Source organism: Thalassotalea euphylliae (assembly GCF_042682785.1).
In the GTDB taxonomy this organism is placed as follows: Bacteria; Pseudomonadota; Gammaproteobacteria; order Enterobacterales; family Alteromonadaceae; genus Thalassotalea_F; species Thalassotalea_F euphylliae.
Genome location: NZ_JBHUIB010000001.1, coordinates 603,780 through 621,405, shown reverse-complemented (window position 1 = coordinate 621,405; position 17,626 = coordinate 603,780). Strand labels below are relative to the sequence as shown.

General features: G+C 36.5%; 18 protein-coding genes. 9 read left to right on the top strand and 9 right to left on the bottom strand.

Annotation, left to right across the window (positions count from 1 at the left end; all coding sequences use genetic code 11):
• Window positions 1–15 precede the first annotated feature (15 nt).
• Window positions 16–447, bottom strand: coding sequence for a DUF6641 family protein (locus ACFSJY_RS02805; protein WP_386030885.1), 432 nt, complete (start codon window positions 445–447; stop codon window positions 16–18).
• A gap of 66 nt (window positions 448–513) precedes the next feature.
• A complete protein-coding gene (locus tag ACFSJY_RS02800) occupies window positions 514–2,535 on the bottom strand; it encodes an AAA family ATPase (protein WP_386030883.1) in 2,022 nt (673 codons plus the stop codon).
• A 148-nt stretch (window positions 2,536–2,683) separates the two neighbouring features.
• Here ACFSJY_RS02800 and ACFSJY_RS02795 point away from each other — a divergent pair, with 148 nt between their 5' ends.
• The 5 genes from ACFSJY_RS02795 to ACFSJY_RS02775 all read left to right on the top strand — a co-directional run bounded on the left by ACFSJY_RS02795 (window position 2,684) and on the right by ACFSJY_RS02775 (window position 6,262).
• Entirely contained in the window at window positions 2,684–2,980 is a 297-nt protein-coding gene (locus ACFSJY_RS02795; RefSeq protein WP_386030881.1) for a hypothetical protein, read from the top strand.
• Window positions 2,981–2,997: 17 nt separating this feature from the next.
• Window positions 2,998–3,798 (top strand): endonuclease, encoded by an 801-nt coding sequence (locus tag ACFSJY_RS02790; RefSeq protein ID WP_386030879.1) that lies wholly within the window; start codon window positions 2,998–3,000, stop codon window positions 3,796–3,798.
• Window positions 3,799–3,877: 79 nt separating this feature from the next.
• Window positions 3,878–4,291, top strand: coding sequence for a LexA family protein (locus tag ACFSJY_RS02785; protein ID WP_386030877.1), 414 nt, complete (start codon window positions 3,878–3,880; stop codon window positions 4,289–4,291).
• Entirely contained in the window at window positions 4,279–5,538 is a 1,260-nt protein-coding gene (locus tag ACFSJY_RS02780; RefSeq protein ID WP_386030874.1) for a Y-family DNA polymerase, read from the top strand. Before ACFSJY_RS02785 ends, ACFSJY_RS02780 begins: the two co-directional genes overlap by 13 nt.
• A 31-nt stretch (window positions 5,539–5,569) precedes the next feature.
• Window positions 5,570–6,262: an SOS response-associated peptidase family protein gene (locus ACFSJY_RS02775; RefSeq protein WP_386030872.1), complete on the top strand. Its 693-nt coding sequence runs from the start codon at window positions 5,570–5,572 to the stop codon at window positions 6,260–6,262.
• On the opposite strand, the gene ACFSJY_RS02770 is transcribed toward ACFSJY_RS02775, so the two are convergent.
• A complete protein-coding gene (locus tag ACFSJY_RS02770; protein WP_386030870.1) occupies window positions 6,249–6,527 on the bottom strand; it encodes a helix-turn-helix domain-containing protein in 279 nt (92 codons plus the stop codon). The genes ACFSJY_RS02775 and ACFSJY_RS02770 overlap by 14 nt on opposite strands.
• A 114-nt stretch (window positions 6,528–6,641) precedes the next feature.
• Between ACFSJY_RS02770 and ACFSJY_RS02765 the strand changes: the two genes are divergently transcribed.
• Entirely contained in the window at window positions 6,642–7,781 is a 1,140-nt protein-coding gene (locus ACFSJY_RS02765; RefSeq protein ID WP_386030868.1) for a DUF2628 domain-containing protein, read from the top strand.
• A gap of 94 nt (window positions 7,782–7,875) precedes the next feature.
• Here ACFSJY_RS02765 and ACFSJY_RS02760 read toward each other — a convergent pair whose 3' ends face one another.
• From ACFSJY_RS02760 to ACFSJY_RS02750, 3 genes are all read right to left on the bottom strand, one after another.
• Window positions 7,876–9,048 carry a hypothetical protein gene (locus ACFSJY_RS02760; RefSeq protein WP_386030865.1) on the bottom strand — a complete coding sequence of 391 codons (1,173 nt, stop codon included), beginning with the start codon at window positions 9,046–9,048 and terminating at the stop codon, window positions 7,876–7,878.
• A 56-nt stretch (window positions 9,049–9,104) separates the two neighbouring features.
• Window positions 9,105–10,055, bottom strand: coding sequence for a hypothetical protein (locus ACFSJY_RS02755; RefSeq protein ID WP_386030863.1), 951 nt, complete (start codon window positions 10,053–10,055; stop codon window positions 9,105–9,107).
• Between the two features lie 66 nt (window positions 10,056–10,121).
• The gene (locus tag ACFSJY_RS02750; RefSeq protein ID WP_386030861.1) at window positions 10,122–10,862 is read right to left on the bottom strand and encodes a hypothetical protein; all 741 of its coding nucleotides are present in this window, start codon (window positions 10,860–10,862) and stop codon (window positions 10,122–10,124) included.
• A gap of 332 nt (window positions 10,863–11,194) precedes the next feature.
• Between ACFSJY_RS02750 and ACFSJY_RS02745 the strand changes: the two genes are divergently transcribed.
• Window positions 11,195–11,911: a hypothetical protein gene (locus tag ACFSJY_RS02745; RefSeq protein ID WP_386030859.1), complete on the top strand. Its 717-nt coding sequence runs from the start codon at window positions 11,195–11,197 to the stop codon at window positions 11,909–11,911.
• A gap of 17 nt (window positions 11,912–11,928) precedes the next feature.
• On the opposite strand, the gene ACFSJY_RS02740 is transcribed toward ACFSJY_RS02745, so the two are convergent.
• Entirely contained in the window at window positions 11,929–12,474 is a 546-nt protein-coding gene (locus ACFSJY_RS02740; RefSeq protein WP_386030857.1) for a recombinase family protein, read from the bottom strand.
• Window positions 12,475–12,741: 267 nt separating this feature from the next.
• Here ACFSJY_RS02740 and ACFSJY_RS02735 point away from each other — a divergent pair, with 267 nt between their 5' ends.
• On the top strand, window positions 12,742–13,743 hold the full coding sequence (locus tag ACFSJY_RS02735; protein WP_386030855.1) for a BsuBI/PstI family type II restriction endonuclease: 1,002 nt from the start codon (window positions 12,742–12,744) through the stop codon (window positions 13,741–13,743).
• Between the two features lie 72 nt (window positions 13,744–13,815).
• Here ACFSJY_RS02735 and ACFSJY_RS02730 read toward each other — a convergent pair whose 3' ends face one another.
• Together ACFSJY_RS02730 and ACFSJY_RS02725 are read right to left on the bottom strand one after the other, a co-directional pair.
• On the bottom strand, window positions 13,816–15,345 hold the full coding sequence (locus ACFSJY_RS02730; RefSeq protein ID WP_386030853.1) for an Eco57I restriction-modification methylase domain-containing protein: 1,530 nt from the start codon (window positions 15,343–15,345) through the stop codon (window positions 13,816–13,818).
• Between the two features lie 96 nt (window positions 15,346–15,441).
• On the bottom strand, window positions 15,442–15,999 hold the full coding sequence (locus ACFSJY_RS02725; RefSeq protein WP_386030851.1) for a hypothetical protein: 558 nt from the start codon (window positions 15,997–15,999) through the stop codon (window positions 15,442–15,444).
• A 395-nt stretch (window positions 16,000–16,394) separates the two neighbouring features.
• On the opposite strand from ACFSJY_RS02725, the gene ACFSJY_RS02720 reads away from it, so the two are divergent.
• Window positions 16,395–17,498, top strand: a complete 1,104-nt coding sequence (locus ACFSJY_RS02720) for a hypothetical protein (RefSeq protein ID WP_386030848.1) — start codon at window positions 16,395–16,397, stop codon at window positions 17,496–17,498.
• Window positions 17,499–17,626: the final 128 nt, after the last annotated feature.

Sequence of the window (17,626 nt, the reverse complement as noted above, 5' to 3'; positions counted from 1 at the left end):
TTCGAGCCATATTTTTTATTTTTTCTTTGATAGGTTTGTTGATACTTTTTCTAACAATGGATCTAGTTCGCCAGCGACAGTCGCATCAATGACGGTACGAATAACGGTGGTTAAGTTCCCTTGTTCGCCAACTTCAATGACATGATTATTTCTACTTAATTCAAGTGCCCTGTTTGCATAACGTACTTCAAAAAAGTATTGGTTGTTACGTTTGAAAAACCACTTAGCTACGTTCTTCGGAATCCTCACTTTTTCCTGTTGACCCGTTTCAGGATTTTTCTGCCACTTTTCACGGTAGGCAGTAAAAGTTTCGCCAGCAACATGGGCTTCTGCCATTGCTAGTTGTTGGTCTAACTTGGCTAAAAGCTTTTCTCTGCGTTTCAATATCGGATTTTCTGAAGTTTTCTCAGGGCGAGCGGATAGGTTCAGAGATTTTAAAATACTCATGGTAGTTTCCTTTTAGTGGTTTAGGTTTTGGGTGAAGCGAGTTGCTTCGGTTTAAATTTGGTTGTTTTAGTTGACAAAGCCGATAGCTTTGCTTTGGTATTTACGATTATTTTCGGCTGTTAATATTTCTAGGTTTTTACTATCACTTAGAGGCTTTTTACTCATGCGGTTTAGCCTTGAAGTAATGGCAAAGTCCCCCGGTGTTAGATGCTTTAATTCGGAAAGTTTGTTTTTAATGGTGGTGGAACATTTACCAAAATTTTCTTCGTATAGTGTGAGTACTTGTTTCGTTGTTAAGTATTCAAAATTAAGTTTGAAATCAAAGCGGCGTTGGAGCGCACTATCGAGCTTTTGAGCGTAGTTTGTTGCCGCAAAGACTGTCTGCTCACATCGGTCTAATTGAATCAAAATTTCGTTCACTAGGACGCGCTCATGCGATTGTGACAGTTCACTTCTTGATGTCATGACAGAATCAATTTCATCTAAGAAAATAATCGCGTCATTGTCACTTGCTTGTTTAAAAAGCTTTGCAATATTTTGTTCGGCTTCACCAGCATACTTTGAAAGTACATCACTGGGTTTTATGGTGATTAGTTCTTGCTCTAACTCATCAGCAATATGATGAACCAAGGCACTTTTTCCTGTACCAGCAGAGCCAAGTAATAAACACCGAACTCCTGTAAAGTGGTTAACTGTGTCAATTATCTGTTCAATTTTGGTATGTGAACCATTTAAATTAATGAACCGAGGGTCAAAATCCATTTCAGGCTTATAACTCGTTACTGTTTTTTGTAGCCCACAGGCTAATAGGCATTGGTCAATATGATGGTCGATACATTCTTCGGCATTCTTGCCTGTTAAATGAAGTGCCTTAGCAATGTTGCTGGCGTTAACCACATGTGCTGGTGCCAAATCAGGAATGTTGGCTAATTCGTTTTTATACTCTTGTGATAGCCTTAAGCCAACCAGAGGTTTTGATAAGACTTCCGCTTTAATATGTCTAGGTGGTGAAGCTACTTGGAGTACGTAACTCATTCTGCGAATAACAGAATCAGGCAATATTTCTATATGGTTTGTTATCCAGAAACAAGGGGTAGTATTGGCCTCTAAAATAGCGTTGATTCTGTCCTTACTCACTCTCGTGCCGTCAAGGTATTCAACAAAGACATCTTCGATTTCATCGAGTAACAGACAGCTAAACTTGTTCGGTTTAAACAAGCTTTGCATGAGCTGGTAATGTTGCAAGCGAAGGTGAGCAACGTTTCTATCCGAATTTATTTCATCAGCTGGGCGAAACTTATTACCCCCTGATGCTTTAACGGCAACTAAGTTAGCTCTGGCATATTTACTCAGTACTTTTGTTAACTCAGTTTTTCCAGTACCGCTTTCACCATAAAGTAATATATTGACTCCAACAGCATTGGTTTTTACCGCATGTTTTAAATATTCACTAACATATTGAAGTTCGAGGTGTGGATAGTCATTAAGGTTTAGTTTCGTTGGTGTTGGCTTGTAATATAGACCTTCTAAGAAATCAGAGTAAGTTTTTGCTGGTTTCTCAATTAAGTTCACCGCAAGCGCATAGGGCATGATGAGTAAATAAAACAATGTTGGTTCACTTTGCTTAAATAATGACGTTTTAGCTACTAATTGGATGGCGTCGAGTAACTCATCTACAGAGATCTTCAGTGATTCAGCGACCAAGATTTCAATATCACTCACCCAGTGTTGAATATGTTCGTCGAATAGCCTGTAAAGTCCGTCATTTAACGTGGTTAATACGCATAACCTGAGCAATGGAATGCAGTGTTTAGGTAATTCTAGAGAAGTAGCTAGAAGATTTAGATTATCGTCTAATGGTGAATCGGTTATTGGTTTATTTTGCTTTATGGTTAGTGCGCTTATTAGGCTTTTTAGCTTCTTTTTAGGGCAATTTCCGTAGAGTTTCTTAAATGGTTTGCCTGTTATTTTACTGATGATGTCTCGTGGTAATTCTTGAATAAAGTCATCGTCATATATTTCAACTTCAAGCAGATGTGATGCGATGTTTGAAGCTAGATATCTCGCATAAGAATGAGCTGTTTTCATAGCTTTCCTAGTTGGTTGCTTTGATACCAAACTAACAGGAAAAACTGCCCAAATCTGCAATATTTATGACAACCTTATTCCCACTAGCCTTTCTTTAAAATAACGAATATCATCGATATATTGATAACCTCCAATTAACTTAAATAAGATGGATAGTAAAGCTTTTACGGACAAACTAACCTTCCTCTTCATTCAATATTTTGAATCTGTTTTGGCTAGAAAGCCTGATACTGAATTGAAAAGCCGCATTCAAGGTTTTATACAGGCAGGAGAGTTGTTATCGGTAATTAACCGAGAGCAATCCGCTAAAATAATGGAGAATGCTCACCTTCATGTGTTTGATGAAAGTATTAATGAACGAAAAAGTAAAAAGAAAGCATTCAAAGAGGCTTTAAAGTCGAGAGATGAAAGTTACTTTGAAATACCTGCATATGAAAGGCTTTAGAAACTAAGGATATAGTGATGAACCGTTTTTTATTATTTGTATTATCGGCTTTGTTATCAGCACCGACTTTAGCTGATTATCCAACCAGTTTTTCAAACGCCAAGTCTAAAGCTGAAAAGGCCGTGTATTTTGATAAACACACTACCTTCTATTGTGGTTGTGATTATGTTTTTGATGATATAGAAGATAGAGACGGTGATGGAAATAAACATGAAACCATGATTTACCCTGAAAACTGTGGATACAAACCTAGAAATCCAATCACTAAGAAAGGTAAGCCTAATGCCAGAGTAAGCCGTATTGAGTGGGAGCATATTGTGCCAGCCCATGTGATTGGTGGTCATTTAGATGAGTGGAAGAATAAAAGAAATTATCCTCAATGTAAGAAATCTAATGGTAAGTTTATTAGTGGTCGTGACTGTGCTTACAAGCTAAACCCTGCGTTTAAGAAAGGCCATGATGATATGAATAACCTCACGCCAGCGGTAGGCGAGTTAAATGGCGACCGCTCTAACTTTTCTTTTGCCGTCATTGAAGGTGAGAAAAGAGCCTACGGTCAGTGCGACTTTGAGATTGATTTTGATAAAGATGTAGCAGAGCCACCAGATAATGTTAAAGGTGATATTGCTCGTACCTACTTCCACATGATTAAAGAGCATAATGCTCAGATACCATCAGAAGAACTTACTATGTATTTATACTGGGATAAATTAGATCCAGTTGATGAGTGGGAATGCCTGAGAAACAAACGAATAGAAAGCGAACAAGGACTTGGTAATTCATTTGTGCATGAAGCATGTAAAACCAATTCACCTTAGGCATGAAGGCATAACAAACTTTCTACTTAAATAAAAAACCATTATACTGTTTTTATATACAGTTATTTGGTTTTTGTTTATGAAGGTTATTCCTATCTATGTTGAAGCGGGTATTTCTGGGTTTGAAAGTCCTGCGGCAGAATATAAAGAGCTTGGTTTATCTCTTGACCAATTATTGATTAAACACCCTAATGCAACTTTCATTGGTCAAGCCTCAGGCCAATCGATGGAAGGTATTGGGATCTTTGATGGTGATTTACTCATTGTAGACCGTTCACTAACCGCCAGAAATGGCGATGTGATTGTTGCTAATTTTAATGGTTGCTTTGTTTGTAAATTGATTGATAAACCACAGGCTAGATTGTTATCTGCCTCAAACGTCCACGCACCTGTCACCATTAAACCTGAAGATGATTTTCAATTAGAAGGTGTGGTGACTCGCTCCATTCGGCTTCATCACCAGGCGCCTGAATTATCTGCATGTATGCATTAGTTGATGCCGTTTCTTTTTATGCTAGTGCGGAAAAGGTATTTGACCCAAGTATAAGAAACAAGCCCGTGGTTGTCCTAACCAATAATGACGGCTGTATTTGTGCGGTTTGTCCTATTGCCCGTAAACTCGGTATTCCTAAGTTTGAACCTTACTTTAAATTAAAGTGGTTTTTACAAAAGCATGGTGTAGTAGTTCGTTCTTCCAACTATGAACTGTATGCGGATTTGAGTGAGAGGATGATGAATATCATCGCTCGTTATAGTGATGATCATTATGTCTATTCGATTGATGAATCTTTTTTACATTTTAAAAACTACGATGGTGTAATTAAGGACTGGTATCAATACGGGCATGACATCAGAAGGGCTATCTGGAAGGAAGCTAAACTCCCTGTTGGGGTTGGCTTTGGTATAACGTCTACTTTAGCAAAGGCGGCTAATCACGCGGCTAAAAAATTGGCTGGATATAATGGCGTTGCTGTTATTGATAACCCTAAAAACGGTAAAGAAATATTAGAGAAAATGGCTGTCGATGATGTTTGGGGCATCGGGCGAAAAATATCAAAACGCTTAACAATGCAGGGAATTAATACGGCCTACCAATTATCTTTACAGCCTCCTAAAGCGATAAGAAAAGAGTTTAGTGTAGTGACAGAGCGAACCGTCAGTGAACTCAACGGCATAAGCTGTTTATCGTGGGATGAAGTAAAAGAGCCTAAGCAAGAAATCTTTTCAACCCGAAGTTTTGGTCAACGTATTACTGATATTCATACACTAAAATCGGCATTGTCAGCACATGGCGTCATCGTTGGCAAAAAAGCAAGGCAACAATCATCAACAGTTAAAAAGCTGATGGTTTTCGCATCAAGTTCACCACATGATGAAGGACAATACTATAAACAAGCAATGGTGTATAACTTTCCTGTTGCCACTGATAACAGTTGTGATATTGCCAAGGCTATTAGTTTGGTATTGGAAGATATTTTTGTAGAAGGTGTTCGGTTTTATCGTTGCGGAGTTGGTGCAATTGAACTGGAAAGTCGGGCATTTCAACAACCTGATTTATTTATGCCTGATAATTCGAATCCAGAATTAATGAATTGCCTAGATAGGATTAATCATCGGTATGGGCAGGGGACATTAAAACTTGGTGCTGAAGGGCAATCAGAAGTGTGGCAAATGAAGCGGCATTTTTTAAGTCCTCAGTACACAAGTAACTGGCGAGACATTCCTAAAATTCGTTGTTAAGCTAAACCGTGAATGATAAGGAAGGCTAAATATGTGCGGAAGATTTAATGCTACATTTGATAATGGCGTTAAGAAACTGTATACCAGTTTAAAAATTAATAAGATTATTAATAACCCGATTGATAGTCGCTTTGTTAAAGCTGCGGATACGGTTTCCGTTGTTAGAAATATAGGTGCTCAACGCCGAGTGGAAAATGCAACTTGGTGGTTATTATTGGATGAAACAATTCATGGATTTAAACCGTCAAGGTACACTTCATTTAATACTCGATTTGATAAGTTAAATGTTCCTAGAAGTGCAGGTTATCAGGCATTTAGAAGTTCACGTTGTTTATTGGCGGTTAAAGGCTTTGGTGAAACTGAGTTTGTGAATAAAAAACCAGTTCATTATTACGATATGGTAGCAGAATCAGGAGGTCTATTGCTTGGCGGTTTATGCCGTGAATGGCACCATAAAACCACAGGTGAAATTAAATTGAGTTGTTCGGTTATTACCTTGCCACCCCATGAAAAGCTCAAGCATATCCACAGTAAAGCTATGCCACTAATATTGCCACAAGAGCCTAGCGTTATAGACAGGTGGTTAAATCCAGAAGTTCACGAAATAGATCAATTTGAACCCTTACTACAACCTCACATACCACAAAATATAATCGCTCAATGTATTGATAAGCCTAGTAGCTATAATCCTAAAGGTAATAGTCAAATTATCACTCAAGATTAATTGATGGTTTGAATTTGGAAATTAACTCGGCTAACTCATCTTCTTCTGCGTAAAAATAAGCGGTCGGCACTTGCAATAATGCAGAAAGTTTTTTAATAAATTGAAAGTCAGGAGTATGTACATTATTTTCGTACTGGCTCATACGTGCGCTAGCAACGGTTTCATCAATACCAGCTTCAATGCCTAGTTTTTCTTGTGTAAACCCCGATGCCTTTCTGGCTTCTCGAATCCTACGTCCTATTGGTGACCTATCTGACTTAGACATGCATTTCTTCTGAAAAATTAAATCTAAGTTATTCTTAAGTTTTCTCTTGTGTTTTTTACTAAGGAATACTTAGAATTAATATCTAAGTAATACTTAATATTTCAAGGAAGTAACGTGTCTGAGTACAAAATTATATTTAAGGGTGAAATCACCAATGAAGCTAATCGGCCTAAAATAGAAGCTGCATTAGCAAAGTTTTTAAAGATTCCTGAAGGTAAGATATCCACTTTATTTAGCGGTAAGTCATTTGCTCTTAAAAAGGGGCTCACACTTGACGTTGCTAAAGAAATGAAATCTAAATTTAGGGCTATTGGTATTGTCACTTACCTTATGAAGGAAGAAAGTCTCGCGGAGGGTGTTAGTAGCCAAGAAACAGTTAAGCATGATGAAAGCACCCCATGTGTTAAAGAGAAACATGTTTGTCTAGATTGTGGTTCGTCAAACACAGGGTTAAAGCGAATTGAAATTGAAGATGGTGATTTGAATTCTGTTAAAGGCAGTGATGCGTCCCGAGAAAATGACTCTTACTGGGCTGAAAGGTATAGAATCGGATTACAGCTAGATTCAGGGGAGATGCCTGAAGGTTGGATGAGCAAAGTTAAGTTGTATTTAAAGAACTTTAATATTTACGCCTTTCTATTTGGCATATTTTACATTTTGTATAAGCGTTCATGGGCGGTTTCATTCTTTTATTTAACTTGCACATCTCTATTAGATCTTTGGCTATTTATGAAGTTTGATATGGTTGCAAAGAATTATCCGTTTTTACTTATATTAGCTTTGTACAGAATTGCATTGGGTCACTATTTTAATAGGCTTCATTATTTTGCTTTGCATCATGAAGCGCCAAAAGATAATAAATGGGTTAAGTCTTTATCTCATGTTAAGGGTATTATAGCTCTAGGGATAACTTCGTATCTTGCGTTTATATCAGTATCATTGAATACATTTACCCCAGAAAATGCCTCGGGGGTTTGGTATAGCGCAAAGGCTAATGAACATATAAAGTTAGACTTTTCAAATAAGGTAATAACACTTGCTAATGGTGTTACTTTTAATCCAGTTTTAATCAAAAACTCAGTGATGAGTGACAAGTTCACCTTCAAAACAAATAGCCAAAATGGAGGAGAGATAAATACAACTACTTGGCGAGTTCATAGAACAAACTTTAACTTTTTCAATAATGAGTACAATTTGAAAATTGATGTTGGAGGCAAGGTTCTTGATGACTTGGTTTGGGTAGAGGATATATGAACTTTTGATAAGGTACTGTCTCAATTTGAGACAGTATTTACTTAATTGCTTTAGGATTCTTCATAGCTAAAGTGAGAGGCTTTAACTGTAGTGGTTATAAGTGTTTAAATAACAGGAAGTCACGTTGCTCTTTTAGTAAAGAGATGATTTTTTTATCGAAATAAGCAGTATCTATTTTTAATCTACTATCATTGAGTACTTTAGTTAACTTTACTCTTTCGGTATTCGATAGAGTTCTTCTCAAAGCGGATATGCCATAATTATTGATAATATCCCAATAAATAGAGTTTTCGCCTAATTCAAATTGAACTTTACTTTTATCTAATACTGATAGGCCTGATAAAATTCCAGTTAAACAATTAATATGCTTAAGCTTTAGTCCAGAGACTTTTTTAATATTGTATGGCTTAACTGAGATCTCAAATCGAGTTCTGATAAACGTTTCATTATTCAATTTTGACTCTAAAGTTTTATTATAAGCCATCAGTCTTAAGGCCTTGCTTGCTCCAACTATTGTAGTTTCTTTTTGGTTGCTAAGGTTTTGAAATTGTTTAAAGTAAGTGCATTTCTCTAGAGTAAAGAGCATATCATCAACAGTGTATCCATTACTGTCGAATGCAATATCAAACCTTGTTATATTGGCATCTAGTATTCTGTGTCGATAATCAATGCCTATAACACTCTTCAAAACAGTAGCAAGTATAGTTAAGTCTCTACTGTTTGCCTTTTGAGGGTTATAGGAAACTTTCAACTGACTAATATTTTTAAAGCAAGGATCTAATAGAACAGATAACGTACTTTCTTTACCACTTTTTATATTTACTAGGGAGTTGAATTTAGCACTGGTATCTTTACGCTCTCTAAAGGTGATTCTTTTGTGCTTGTTTGCTGCCCGTAATAACTTATTTTTTAGTTTTTTAGCCTCTTTTTTTGTTAACTCCATCGTCAGCTCTAAGTTATCTAAAAATAGGGTGGTACAAAGCTGTGGAGTTGCAAATTTGCAATTAAGAGTACTGAAATCTGAATAGTTGATTGGCTTTGCTGTACTAGCAACATTATTCGTTATAACCAGCATAGATTTAGCTGGTTTGTACTGCTTATGACCTGTTAATGTATCGTGTGCTGCTAGGCTCAGCATTACACAATCGAATTTAGAAAGGTCACAATTAAATTTATGTATAGCGTCATCAAGTGTTAACTCAGACTTACGTTGGTTTATATGATCAATGACTGTGATGTTATAAGCATCAGATAAGTTGGCAGACATAGTTGCTCCTTTAGAGGTATATTCATTGAAGTGAGACATCCTTGTCTATGGCTAAATTATGTAGGTGAACGTATAGATTTAGTCAGCTTATATAAGGCTTTAATTTCAGCCTGTAGCTTTTCAACTTCACTTAGTTCAACTTGAACTTTGGTCATCATGGAAAGAGTACTTTTGTATTTGCGAATGTGGTTTGTTAATTCTGGTATGACTTTACTGGCTGTAGAAATTCGTTCTTTAGCCTCACCATTTATTTCATTCTCTTTTGAAACTAAGTCATTTAGTTCCACGTTATTGTAATTATCAAAAGCACCTTTGCTACTAAGTTCTGCAATACATAAACGTGATGCATGTTCTCTAGAGCATTTTTCAACAAGTGCACCTGTAATTTTTTTCAAAGAAGGTACTGTATCAACTTGTTTTTTACATTTATTGAATACTGTGATCAAAAATTCATTGCCATACTCCTTTTGAACATCTAAAAGTTTTTGCAATGTATGATCATTTTCGCTTCCTATGGACATTAGCAGATTAAGGTCTTTTACTTCGTTGATATTTGAAGCACCTAGATACAAATAAACTAATAGTTGAGTGTATTTAAGTGTTTTACTTACGTTGTAGTCTTCAATACCAAAAAACTCTGAAAAGTACTCTGCCTGTGTCATACCTTTGGTTGCAGGGAGGTTATAGCTTATCGAAATGTATATTAACAATCGGTAGAAAAGTTTTGCGTTGCAGATGATGGAACGCCAATTTAGTAAACGTTGTTCTGATAAATAATCCGCATTATTTTCAAGGTTTAGAAGATCGTGTAACCCTTCTTCTATACTAGAGTTTAAATCAATATCATTGTGATTAAAGTCAGGAATTAACTCTGAGTTAGTACTTAGTTGCTTTTCATATTCTCGCTCACAGCTTAAGTTTCTCTCTTCTATTTTTGGAGCAATAGCCTTCGGCTTTATAGATCCAAGACCTTTTATATTTGATTTCTTCGCTTTTCGATAAGCCATAGTGATTACCTTTAGGGGATATGCTGAGAGCCAGAACTGGCTCTCTTTGAAATTTAATTGACTCTATTACTTTAACTTGGTGATTAACTTCTCAATTTCACGAATGTACTTTTCACACTTGCTAAAGGTTCTTGGTGAATAATTCTTTAAAGTTTTTTTCGCAGTAACACAGATTTGTTGAAGCATTAGTTTTTGCAATTGGCGTTCATTTCTGATGTCTTTATCAAACTTCTCTGGTGCTTTATATGTACATTCGCCTATCAAAAACTCGAATGTTGATAATGTGCTAGGAAAAAATAGTGGGGTACCCAAATCTTGTGTAGCCCTATAATACAATTCAATTTCGTTGAAATAGTTGTGAACTAAGGTATAGCCTTGTTCTTCTAGAGGAACCTTCAATAAGTCGACCATAAAACTTGAACCGCTTATGCCATTATTTATTATAGGTATATCGTGAGAGGACATTACTACAATATTGTTTGCACAATTTAGGAAGGTTTGAGCAAGATATAGTTGAAATTCTGGTGTTAGAATTTTATGTAAGTCGATAGCGTTTTGTAGTAGATAACGAGAAAATTCATTTTCAATCGTCTCAACGTCTAGTGGAGCGGATGTAATAAAAGGAACGACCGACTTGTCGAACCTACTCAAACTGTCAGTAACTAATGGTGGGAAGTTGAATAGACCTACCTCTAAGTCACTATGTAATGCTTGCTCATAATTTCGGCTTCCTTTGGGGTGCATAGCAATTGCAGAGCAAATGATAGAGGTTTTATTTTGATTCTGTTTATAAATACGTTTAGCCATTTGGATTTCCTATTAAAGGTTAGTTTTATTCAGCCCGTAAATTCGGTGCTGTCGATATAATGCTTTCGATGGCTTGGACGCTGTAGATAGGTTGTAGTAACTTTTTATGGACAGGCTAGGAGCCTTGTTTTTATAGCTCTGTACGCTTTTTATCTAATTATTTTTAATATGAAAATTTAGAAAAATAATCTGGCATTGAGTCTATTTTTCAATGAAGCTTCTGTTTTACGTGGGCTACAAGCAAGTTTTGCTAAACTAGGATTTGAAAAAAAATCTTACTTGTAATCCAAAGAGAATTTTTAGTATTAGTCTTTTAAGGTGGTTGTTTATATATGGAATTATCAAAACCTAAAATAGGTACATCTGGTTTTCCGATATTACTTGTTCCGCATACGAGTGATAAGGCGAAAAATGATAAAGCTAGTAGAGTGTTGTCAAATGGCAATAAAGCCAAGAAGCATGAAAAGAAAAACAATGCTTTATATTGGCCTAGAAAGAAAATATTAAATACACCATATGAAAGGAGTTTAGATGCAATTAAGAACTCAAAAGATTATTTTGAAGCATTTAATTTAAATATTATTAAAAATCCACACCTATCTGCTTTGGAAATAAAGCTAGCGTTATACTTTTACAGAGAAGAATTGAACTGTTTTGGACAACTTCAATATGGGCTTTGCTATTTAATTGACCATAACCAAAATACAAGCACATTAAATAGGTTAATAGGTGAGGACGGTTGGATTTATTATAAAACAGATGATATTCATTTTGATGATCTTAAAAAAGATGTTATTGATTTACGAGAAGAATTGCCCAAGCTTAATATCAATGATGAAATTTCGGATGTAAAGCAAGCCATTAAAAACTTGCAGGATTGGGGATATATAACCTTAACTCCAATCTCTTGGAAATTTGTACATAAGCGTTCAGCAAGGTCAGTAATGCCAAAAGACAAGAGTGAACTGACAAAAGAATATGCGGTTAACATTCGGGTTTTTCCACTTTATGCTGAAAAGCTTGTATTTAAAACGCCTAAACCCGATTAACATTTTTAGATTAAGAGTTATTTGGATAGCGCCCGATAAACTGTAGGGCGTGAACAACCAAGTTCTATAGCTATAGCGCGTTTGCTCATGCCAGACTCGAATAGTTCTTGGATTTGAGCGTATAGCTTTTTATTCGGTTGCTTACCTTTGAATTTACCTTTTTGTTTGGCTAATTCTATACCTTCGCGTTGGCGTTCAAGGATCATAGAACGTTCAAATTGAAAGACAGCGGCTAGCAATGTAAGCATCAATTCGTTCATGGGATTAGCTACACCAGAAAACACTAAATTCTCTTTCATAAACTTTAGTGTGATGCCTTTGTTATTGAAGCTTGTAACTAGGTTGAGTAAATCAGCGGTATTACGAGCCATTCGAGATATATCATGAACATATATCTCGTCACCTTCTCGGGCGTAATCAATTAGCTCTTGAAGTCCTTTACGATTTGAATCTTTGCCAGAGCATTTATCTTCAAATGTTTTATCGAAATCCATGCCGTGCAATTGTCTATCAAGATTCTGGTCAATGCTTGATACGCGAATATAAGCTAGTTTCTGAGTCATAAATCACCTGTAATATTAAGATCTTAGAAATCTACGTTACATGGATTCTTTACCGAGAAATAGACGTAAAAGTGACATCCTTATGCCCGCTCATTGTTGTCACTTTTAAGTGTACTCAAAGTATACATTTGAAGCCTGTTGTCATTTAGTGCCACCTGTACTTGTACTACATATGCTTGATCTGCCAACTCTATATACTAATATTACTGGATCTGCTTATGGTACTTCCTTAATATGACTTACTATTCAGCTAATTAGGGATGTACTATGGGTGTAGTGGATGATGCAATAGCTCGTCGAAAGAAATGTATTGCTGACGGTAATGAGATCTTACCAGGTGACTATAATGGAGTCACAATTGAAAAAATTAAGAATGTTCTGACTAAGATTGATAGATGTACTCAGAATATGATTGAAGGCGTATTTGCTCTTATGAGTACTGAGCCGAATTGGTTCAATAAAGCAGCTAAAAATGGCTACCAATTTAGAGACGGTGCTACTACGGCACATATAGGTACCCATGTAGGTATTCTTCAGCGTGGTAACCGAGATAAACTAGATCGAGAAGGAAGAGATTACTGGTTAAAGCCACTATGGGAAATAGGTGCAATCGAGAAAGTTTACTTTAATTCAAAGGATTCACTATTTATATCGGGGCACCCTAAAGCCAAATCTCCTAACTCTGCATATCGGTTATCAGATGAGTTTATTTCAATTCTTGAGGCCAAAGATGGTTTATGGCAGGAAATGGCTGAATCTTGGATTCAAGAAGATGTTTTGAGGGAGCGATTAAAGCTTCAGGCGGAGCAAGCGGAAGAAGCCAAAAAAAGCGTTGAAAGTGCTCATACTGTTTTAATCAAAGCGTCACATCAGGTTTATGCAAAACGATTTCTAAGAGGCTATGAAGTTGTTTATATAGATGATGGAGACGGCGATCGAGTTACTGAAGATCAAAAAGTAATATTGAGTAAAGCTGGATTATTGTTAAAACTAGGTGATGCTATGCCAGATGTTTTATTATGGAATCCTGATACAGACCATCTATGGGTAATTGAAGCAGTGACTAGTGATGGTGAAGTTGACAACCATAAGAAAGTTAGTTTGATTGAATTTGCTGAGCGAAATAAAAAAGCTGGGGTTGGGTTTACCACAACATATCCAACATGGAAGAAGGCCGCGGAGCGCCAATCTCAGTTAAAAAACCTTGCTGACGATACTTATATGTGGATTCAAGAAGACCCATCACGAAACCTTCATATAAAACAATAGGCCAATGAGACAAAATCAGCTTGATTGCTAGTAAGTTAGACATTGATGTCTAACTTACTTTTCACGGATGACTTACAAACCCTCTACAAGTGCATCAAATTGTTCTTGGTTGAAGGTTTCTACTTGTCGACCCATAGTGATTAGCTGCTCACGAGTTGGGTAGCGCAATGTTCGCAAGTCAGTAGCGTTAACTTGAGTGTGACCGTTAAACTGACGGAAATATTGGTCAACGATATTGCTATTTAAATAAACCCATAAACCTTTAGCAAAATCCATCTCTAGAGGCTGACCATCAGCATGGAAGTAGTTTGTTTTATTCTCGAACCCTACTACTTCAACATCAGCTAAATCAGCTGTATATAGTCCAGCAACTATACGCCGTGTTTCTTCTTTTGAAGTCAAACGCTTAGTTAGAATATAAGTACCGTTTGGAACCATTTGTTTCATGGTTTTATTGTTCAAAGCGATCGCATTGGGCTTTTTTTTACTTTCTACAGGATATTCAATCATGCAGTTGTTGAAGTGCATTGGGTAGATAAGTGGAACTGTATCTTCCTCAGGGTCATGGCGTAGGTTCGGTTTTGTACGAAAATCAACAACTTTACCTGTACTAGCTTCAATACCAAGGTCAATTAATGAGCATGGCATGCCACCTATACGAGTAGCAATGGCAGCTTGTTCATCGTTAGTTACAATATGAATAAAGTGGTCGGGGTTATTCGGATTAACGACTTCATTGTACTCAGCAATGCGAAAAATCGGTTCGGGGTCGTCGGCACATGTACTTGATGTAATCTCTACTTGACCCTGAGTTTCACCTTTTACAATATGGAAAATAACATTTTCTTGTAGAACCTTATCTCCTTTAAAAGCTTTTTTGCGACTTTCGAATATATGAAGCTTGCTTAGGTTGTTTCCATCAAGCAGGATGCGACGGAAATCATTGAAGTATGGACCGTTACAGAAACTACGTGGGGTAATAGCAACAAGCTCTCCACCTTCTTCCAGCAGCATTAGTGCTAATGTCACAAAGCAAGAGTACAAGTTACCAGTTTCTACACCAACGCTACGTAAGTTTTTACGTTCTTTACTAGCAGCGGCTATCTTCAAGTATGGTGGATTTAAGATAGCTTTATTGTACGTGGCCGTTTCTTCTCCGGCTTTACGAGCATTAATAATATCCACTGCATTTTGAATGAAATCAACTTGGCTTACTTCTGAGTGAAAAGCTACTTGAAATTCATCGCTAGCTTCTTGGCAAAGCGCAAATGAATGGTTTAAGTTTTCAATTAGGACATCTTCAATCTCCCATGCATTTGCATTAATAGCTGTAGGACGAAACTCCTTTAATGCGCGCTCTACCAAAGCAGTTGTCAAAGAGCCAACTCCTGCGCCAGCGTCTAGAACGTTGAGTTCACCATCTAGATTGCGAAACATGCCTGAGAGGATGCGGGTAGCTGAATCGGGAGTCATGAATTGCCCTTTCTGACCCCGTGTATCTTCATCTAGTAAGCTGTTAGCTTTTATCCTAATTTCATCAACAGTATCAACTAATGTTTCTATAGCTCTGAACTTAAATTCGATTGCTGAATTATTTTTCATTTGCACCTCTAAAATTTACGTACAGAGTTTATCGCTTTTTCAGAAATAACTAAATGGCTAGTAATGTTATCGCTAAGTTAGAAAAAAGGGTGTTATTTAATATAACCACAAGGTTACTTCATCCGACTTTTTAATTGCGATTGCACCATTGCTGACTCTCACATGAGCTTCAGCCCAAACCTTCAACCTTGGCTCGGCTGTTGAACCACAAACAAGAGTAATTGATTTTTTATTACCTTTCGCTGATTTCAATACGGGCTTTGAGGTACCCAGAACATTATGTTTCCCCATATGGGCGTAAAATTTACCAGTGTGGTCTTGATACTCCCCTGTAACTATTAGTTTTTCAAAGGTTATAGGATCTGTACCAGCATTATTAAAATCAACGACTAGCGTAAATGAAGAGTTGTTGTTCAATGGTAGAGCAACTTTATTCGGTAGACTGACTGAGAGAGCTACACTCGGTTCTGGTGGTTGGGAGTTATGTGTATGAGAAGCTTGAGAGATTCTATTTGCTTCCTCTCCTAGTTTAATCTTTTTGTATCGGTACCATATAGCAACAAGTAAGGCTAGTGCGCCTAGTGTTAATAAAAACTTACTATCTTTTGTAATTAGGTTAGAAATAGCCGTATATATACTTTCTATAAATTCCATGTATGTTTTCTTATTTGAGTAGTGAACTTGGATTATATAATAAATAAAACAATAAGTTACTAATGTTATTAGCTTTGTTGTATTTGTTAATTACAACCTCGCTTTTTAAACTCAGCTTCCCAACTTTGAAACCTCTTTTTTAGGGTTGCTAGTAGCCTTTTACTCGGTGGTTTTTCTCTTTTCACTTTTTTCTCAAACTTCACGCCTGAAAGTTCTTCTTTAAACATTGAAGGTACAACATGGCTATAGTGCTGTTCGATCATTGCTACACTAGTGCCACACTGTTTAGTTAATGTATTGGTTGCAATTTATTGTGAGTTATTGCGCAAAAATAGCAATGACATGTTTTATCGGGTTGTATAAGCTACTTCCAGTTTTAAAAAAGGGAGCAGATTATGCAAGAAGCCACAAAAGAATATTGCGCATTAGTAGTCAATCATGCGTTATCAAAAGCTTATTTTGAAGGTAAAACACAAAAAGATGTAGCTGATGAAATAAATGTTGATCCCGCAGGCTTATCAAGAGCCAAGAAAGGAAATCAAAATCTGGGGATTACAGCCATTAACACTCTTATTGATCTGTTTGGCGCACCAAAAGTCAGTGAAGGTCTTTACCTTGAAGCTATTGTTCTAGAGGACTTTAGTCAATTCAAGTTACTGTATCAATCTATTCATGACGATATTTTTAATAAAGAACTTGTTGCTTGGTTTAATCACGAAAAAATTAAGAATAAAACTTTCAAGCTTCTCGCTCCTTACTACCCATATAAGTATCCAAGTCAGAGTAGGTTCCCTAGTATCTTTGACAAGGAAGAACCGAGTGAAGCTGTAAAATTATGGGTTGATGAATTTATTAGATCTCCTGAATTTTTAACGTGGGTTAGAGAAGCTGTTGAATCTATTAAGTTTGTTAAGTCTGAAAATGATATGGAGCCAAGGTTTGCAATTAATGATTTGGAATTCAAAGGCGTAAACCATTGGGTGTCAGATGAGGACAAGGCTAGTTTATTAAACCTAGGCTACCTTATTGAAAACTTAGAACCAAATTATTCATTATTTACGAGCTCTGTATACCAACCTAAATTTTCAGTTTCTGAGGTTGTATTAACTGGTAGCTTAGTTGATGAATCAATTGATGATAGGTGTAATCAAGCCAGACAAATCAAATCACCCTTAGGCTTTATTTTTTCGGGTGAAGACTTTCCTGAACATCGTCATGGAAAGCCGAACAAATATCGAAAAATTCAGCAATTTAATTTAGTTAATTCGGCTTATATTGATTTGTACTTAAATGAAAAGATGGAATATCGTTTGAGGATTTTTGAATCTACAAGCCGTTATTCTAACTCTTATGTAATTAAGAATGTTCATGGAGCAGAGCTGTTTGATATCTACAACCAACTGCGGGAGTTTTATTTCCTACCGCAATCAGACCTAAAATCATTAAAATCATCGTTGGCTGAAAAAGGGGGATATATTCCCGGGGCATTAGTTTTATAAGTGTCGTCCTAACACTTAAATTTTAGGACAAAACTGTTCGGAGATTAACTATGTTATTTCTTAAAAATGGTCCAAGCAAAACGGGGAACCCGTCTGGCAAAGGACGCGGTAATAATCCACCTCGTGGT

What these genes read in the sequence shown, in the direction of transcription:
- ACFSJY_RS02805 (WP_386030885.1), bottom strand. Translation starts at nt 447, where the DNA reads ATGAGTATTTTAAAATCTCTGAACCTATCCGCTCGCCCTGAGAAAACT.
- ACFSJY_RS02800 (WP_386030883.1), bottom strand. Translation starts at nt 2,535, where the DNA reads ATGAAAACAGCTCATTCTTATGCGAGATATCTAGCTTCAAACATCGCA.
- ACFSJY_RS02795 (WP_386030881.1), top strand. Translation starts at nt 2,684, where the DNA reads ATGGATAGTAAAGCTTTTACGGACAAACTAACCTTCCTCTTCATTCAA.
- ACFSJY_RS02790 (WP_386030879.1), top strand. Translation starts at nt 2,998, where the DNA reads ATGAACCGTTTTTTATTATTTGTATTATCGGCTTTGTTATCAGCACCG.
- ACFSJY_RS02785 (WP_386030877.1), top strand. Translation starts at nt 3,878, where the DNA reads ATGAAGGTTATTCCTATCTATGTTGAAGCGGGTATTTCTGGGTTTGAA.
- ACFSJY_RS02780 (WP_386030874.1), top strand. Translation starts at nt 4,279, where the DNA reads ATGTATGCATTAGTTGATGCCGTTTCTTTTTATGCTAGTGCGGAAAAG.
- ACFSJY_RS02775 (WP_386030872.1), top strand. Translation starts at nt 5,570, where the DNA reads ATGTGCGGAAGATTTAATGCTACATTTGATAATGGCGTTAAGAAACTG.
- ACFSJY_RS02770 (WP_386030870.1), bottom strand. Translation starts at nt 6,527, where the DNA reads ATGTCTAAGTCAGATAGGTCACCAATAGGACGTAGGATTCGAGAAGCC.
- ACFSJY_RS02760 (WP_386030865.1), bottom strand. Translation starts at nt 9,048, where the DNA reads ATGTCTGCCAACTTATCTGATGCTTATAACATCACAGTCATTGATCAT.
- ACFSJY_RS02755 (WP_386030863.1), bottom strand. Translation starts at nt 10,055, where the DNA reads ATGGCTTATCGAAAAGCGAAGAAATCAAATATAAAAGGTCTTGGATCT.
- ACFSJY_RS02750 (WP_386030861.1), bottom strand. Translation starts at nt 10,862, where the DNA reads ATGGCTAAACGTATTTATAAACAGAATCAAAATAAAACCTCTATCATT.
- ACFSJY_RS02745 (WP_386030859.1), top strand. Translation starts at nt 11,195, where the DNA reads ATGGAATTATCAAAACCTAAAATAGGTACATCTGGTTTTCCGATATTA.
- ACFSJY_RS02740 (WP_386030857.1), bottom strand. Translation starts at nt 12,474, where the DNA reads ATGACTCAGAAACTAGCTTATATTCGCGTATCAAGCATTGACCAGAAT.
- ACFSJY_RS02735 (WP_386030855.1), top strand. Translation starts at nt 12,742, where the DNA reads ATGGGTGTAGTGGATGATGCAATAGCTCGTCGAAAGAAATGTATTGCT.
- ACFSJY_RS02730 (WP_386030853.1), bottom strand. Translation starts at nt 15,345, where the DNA reads ATGAAAAATAATTCAGCAATCGAATTTAAGTTCAGAGCTATAGAAACA.
- ACFSJY_RS02725 (WP_386030851.1), bottom strand. Translation starts at nt 15,999, where the DNA reads ATGGAATTTATAGAAAGTATATATACGGCTATTTCTAACCTAATTACA.
- ACFSJY_RS02720 (WP_386030848.1), top strand. Translation starts at nt 16,395, where the DNA reads ATGCAAGAAGCCACAAAAGAATATTGCGCATTAGTAGTCAATCATGCG.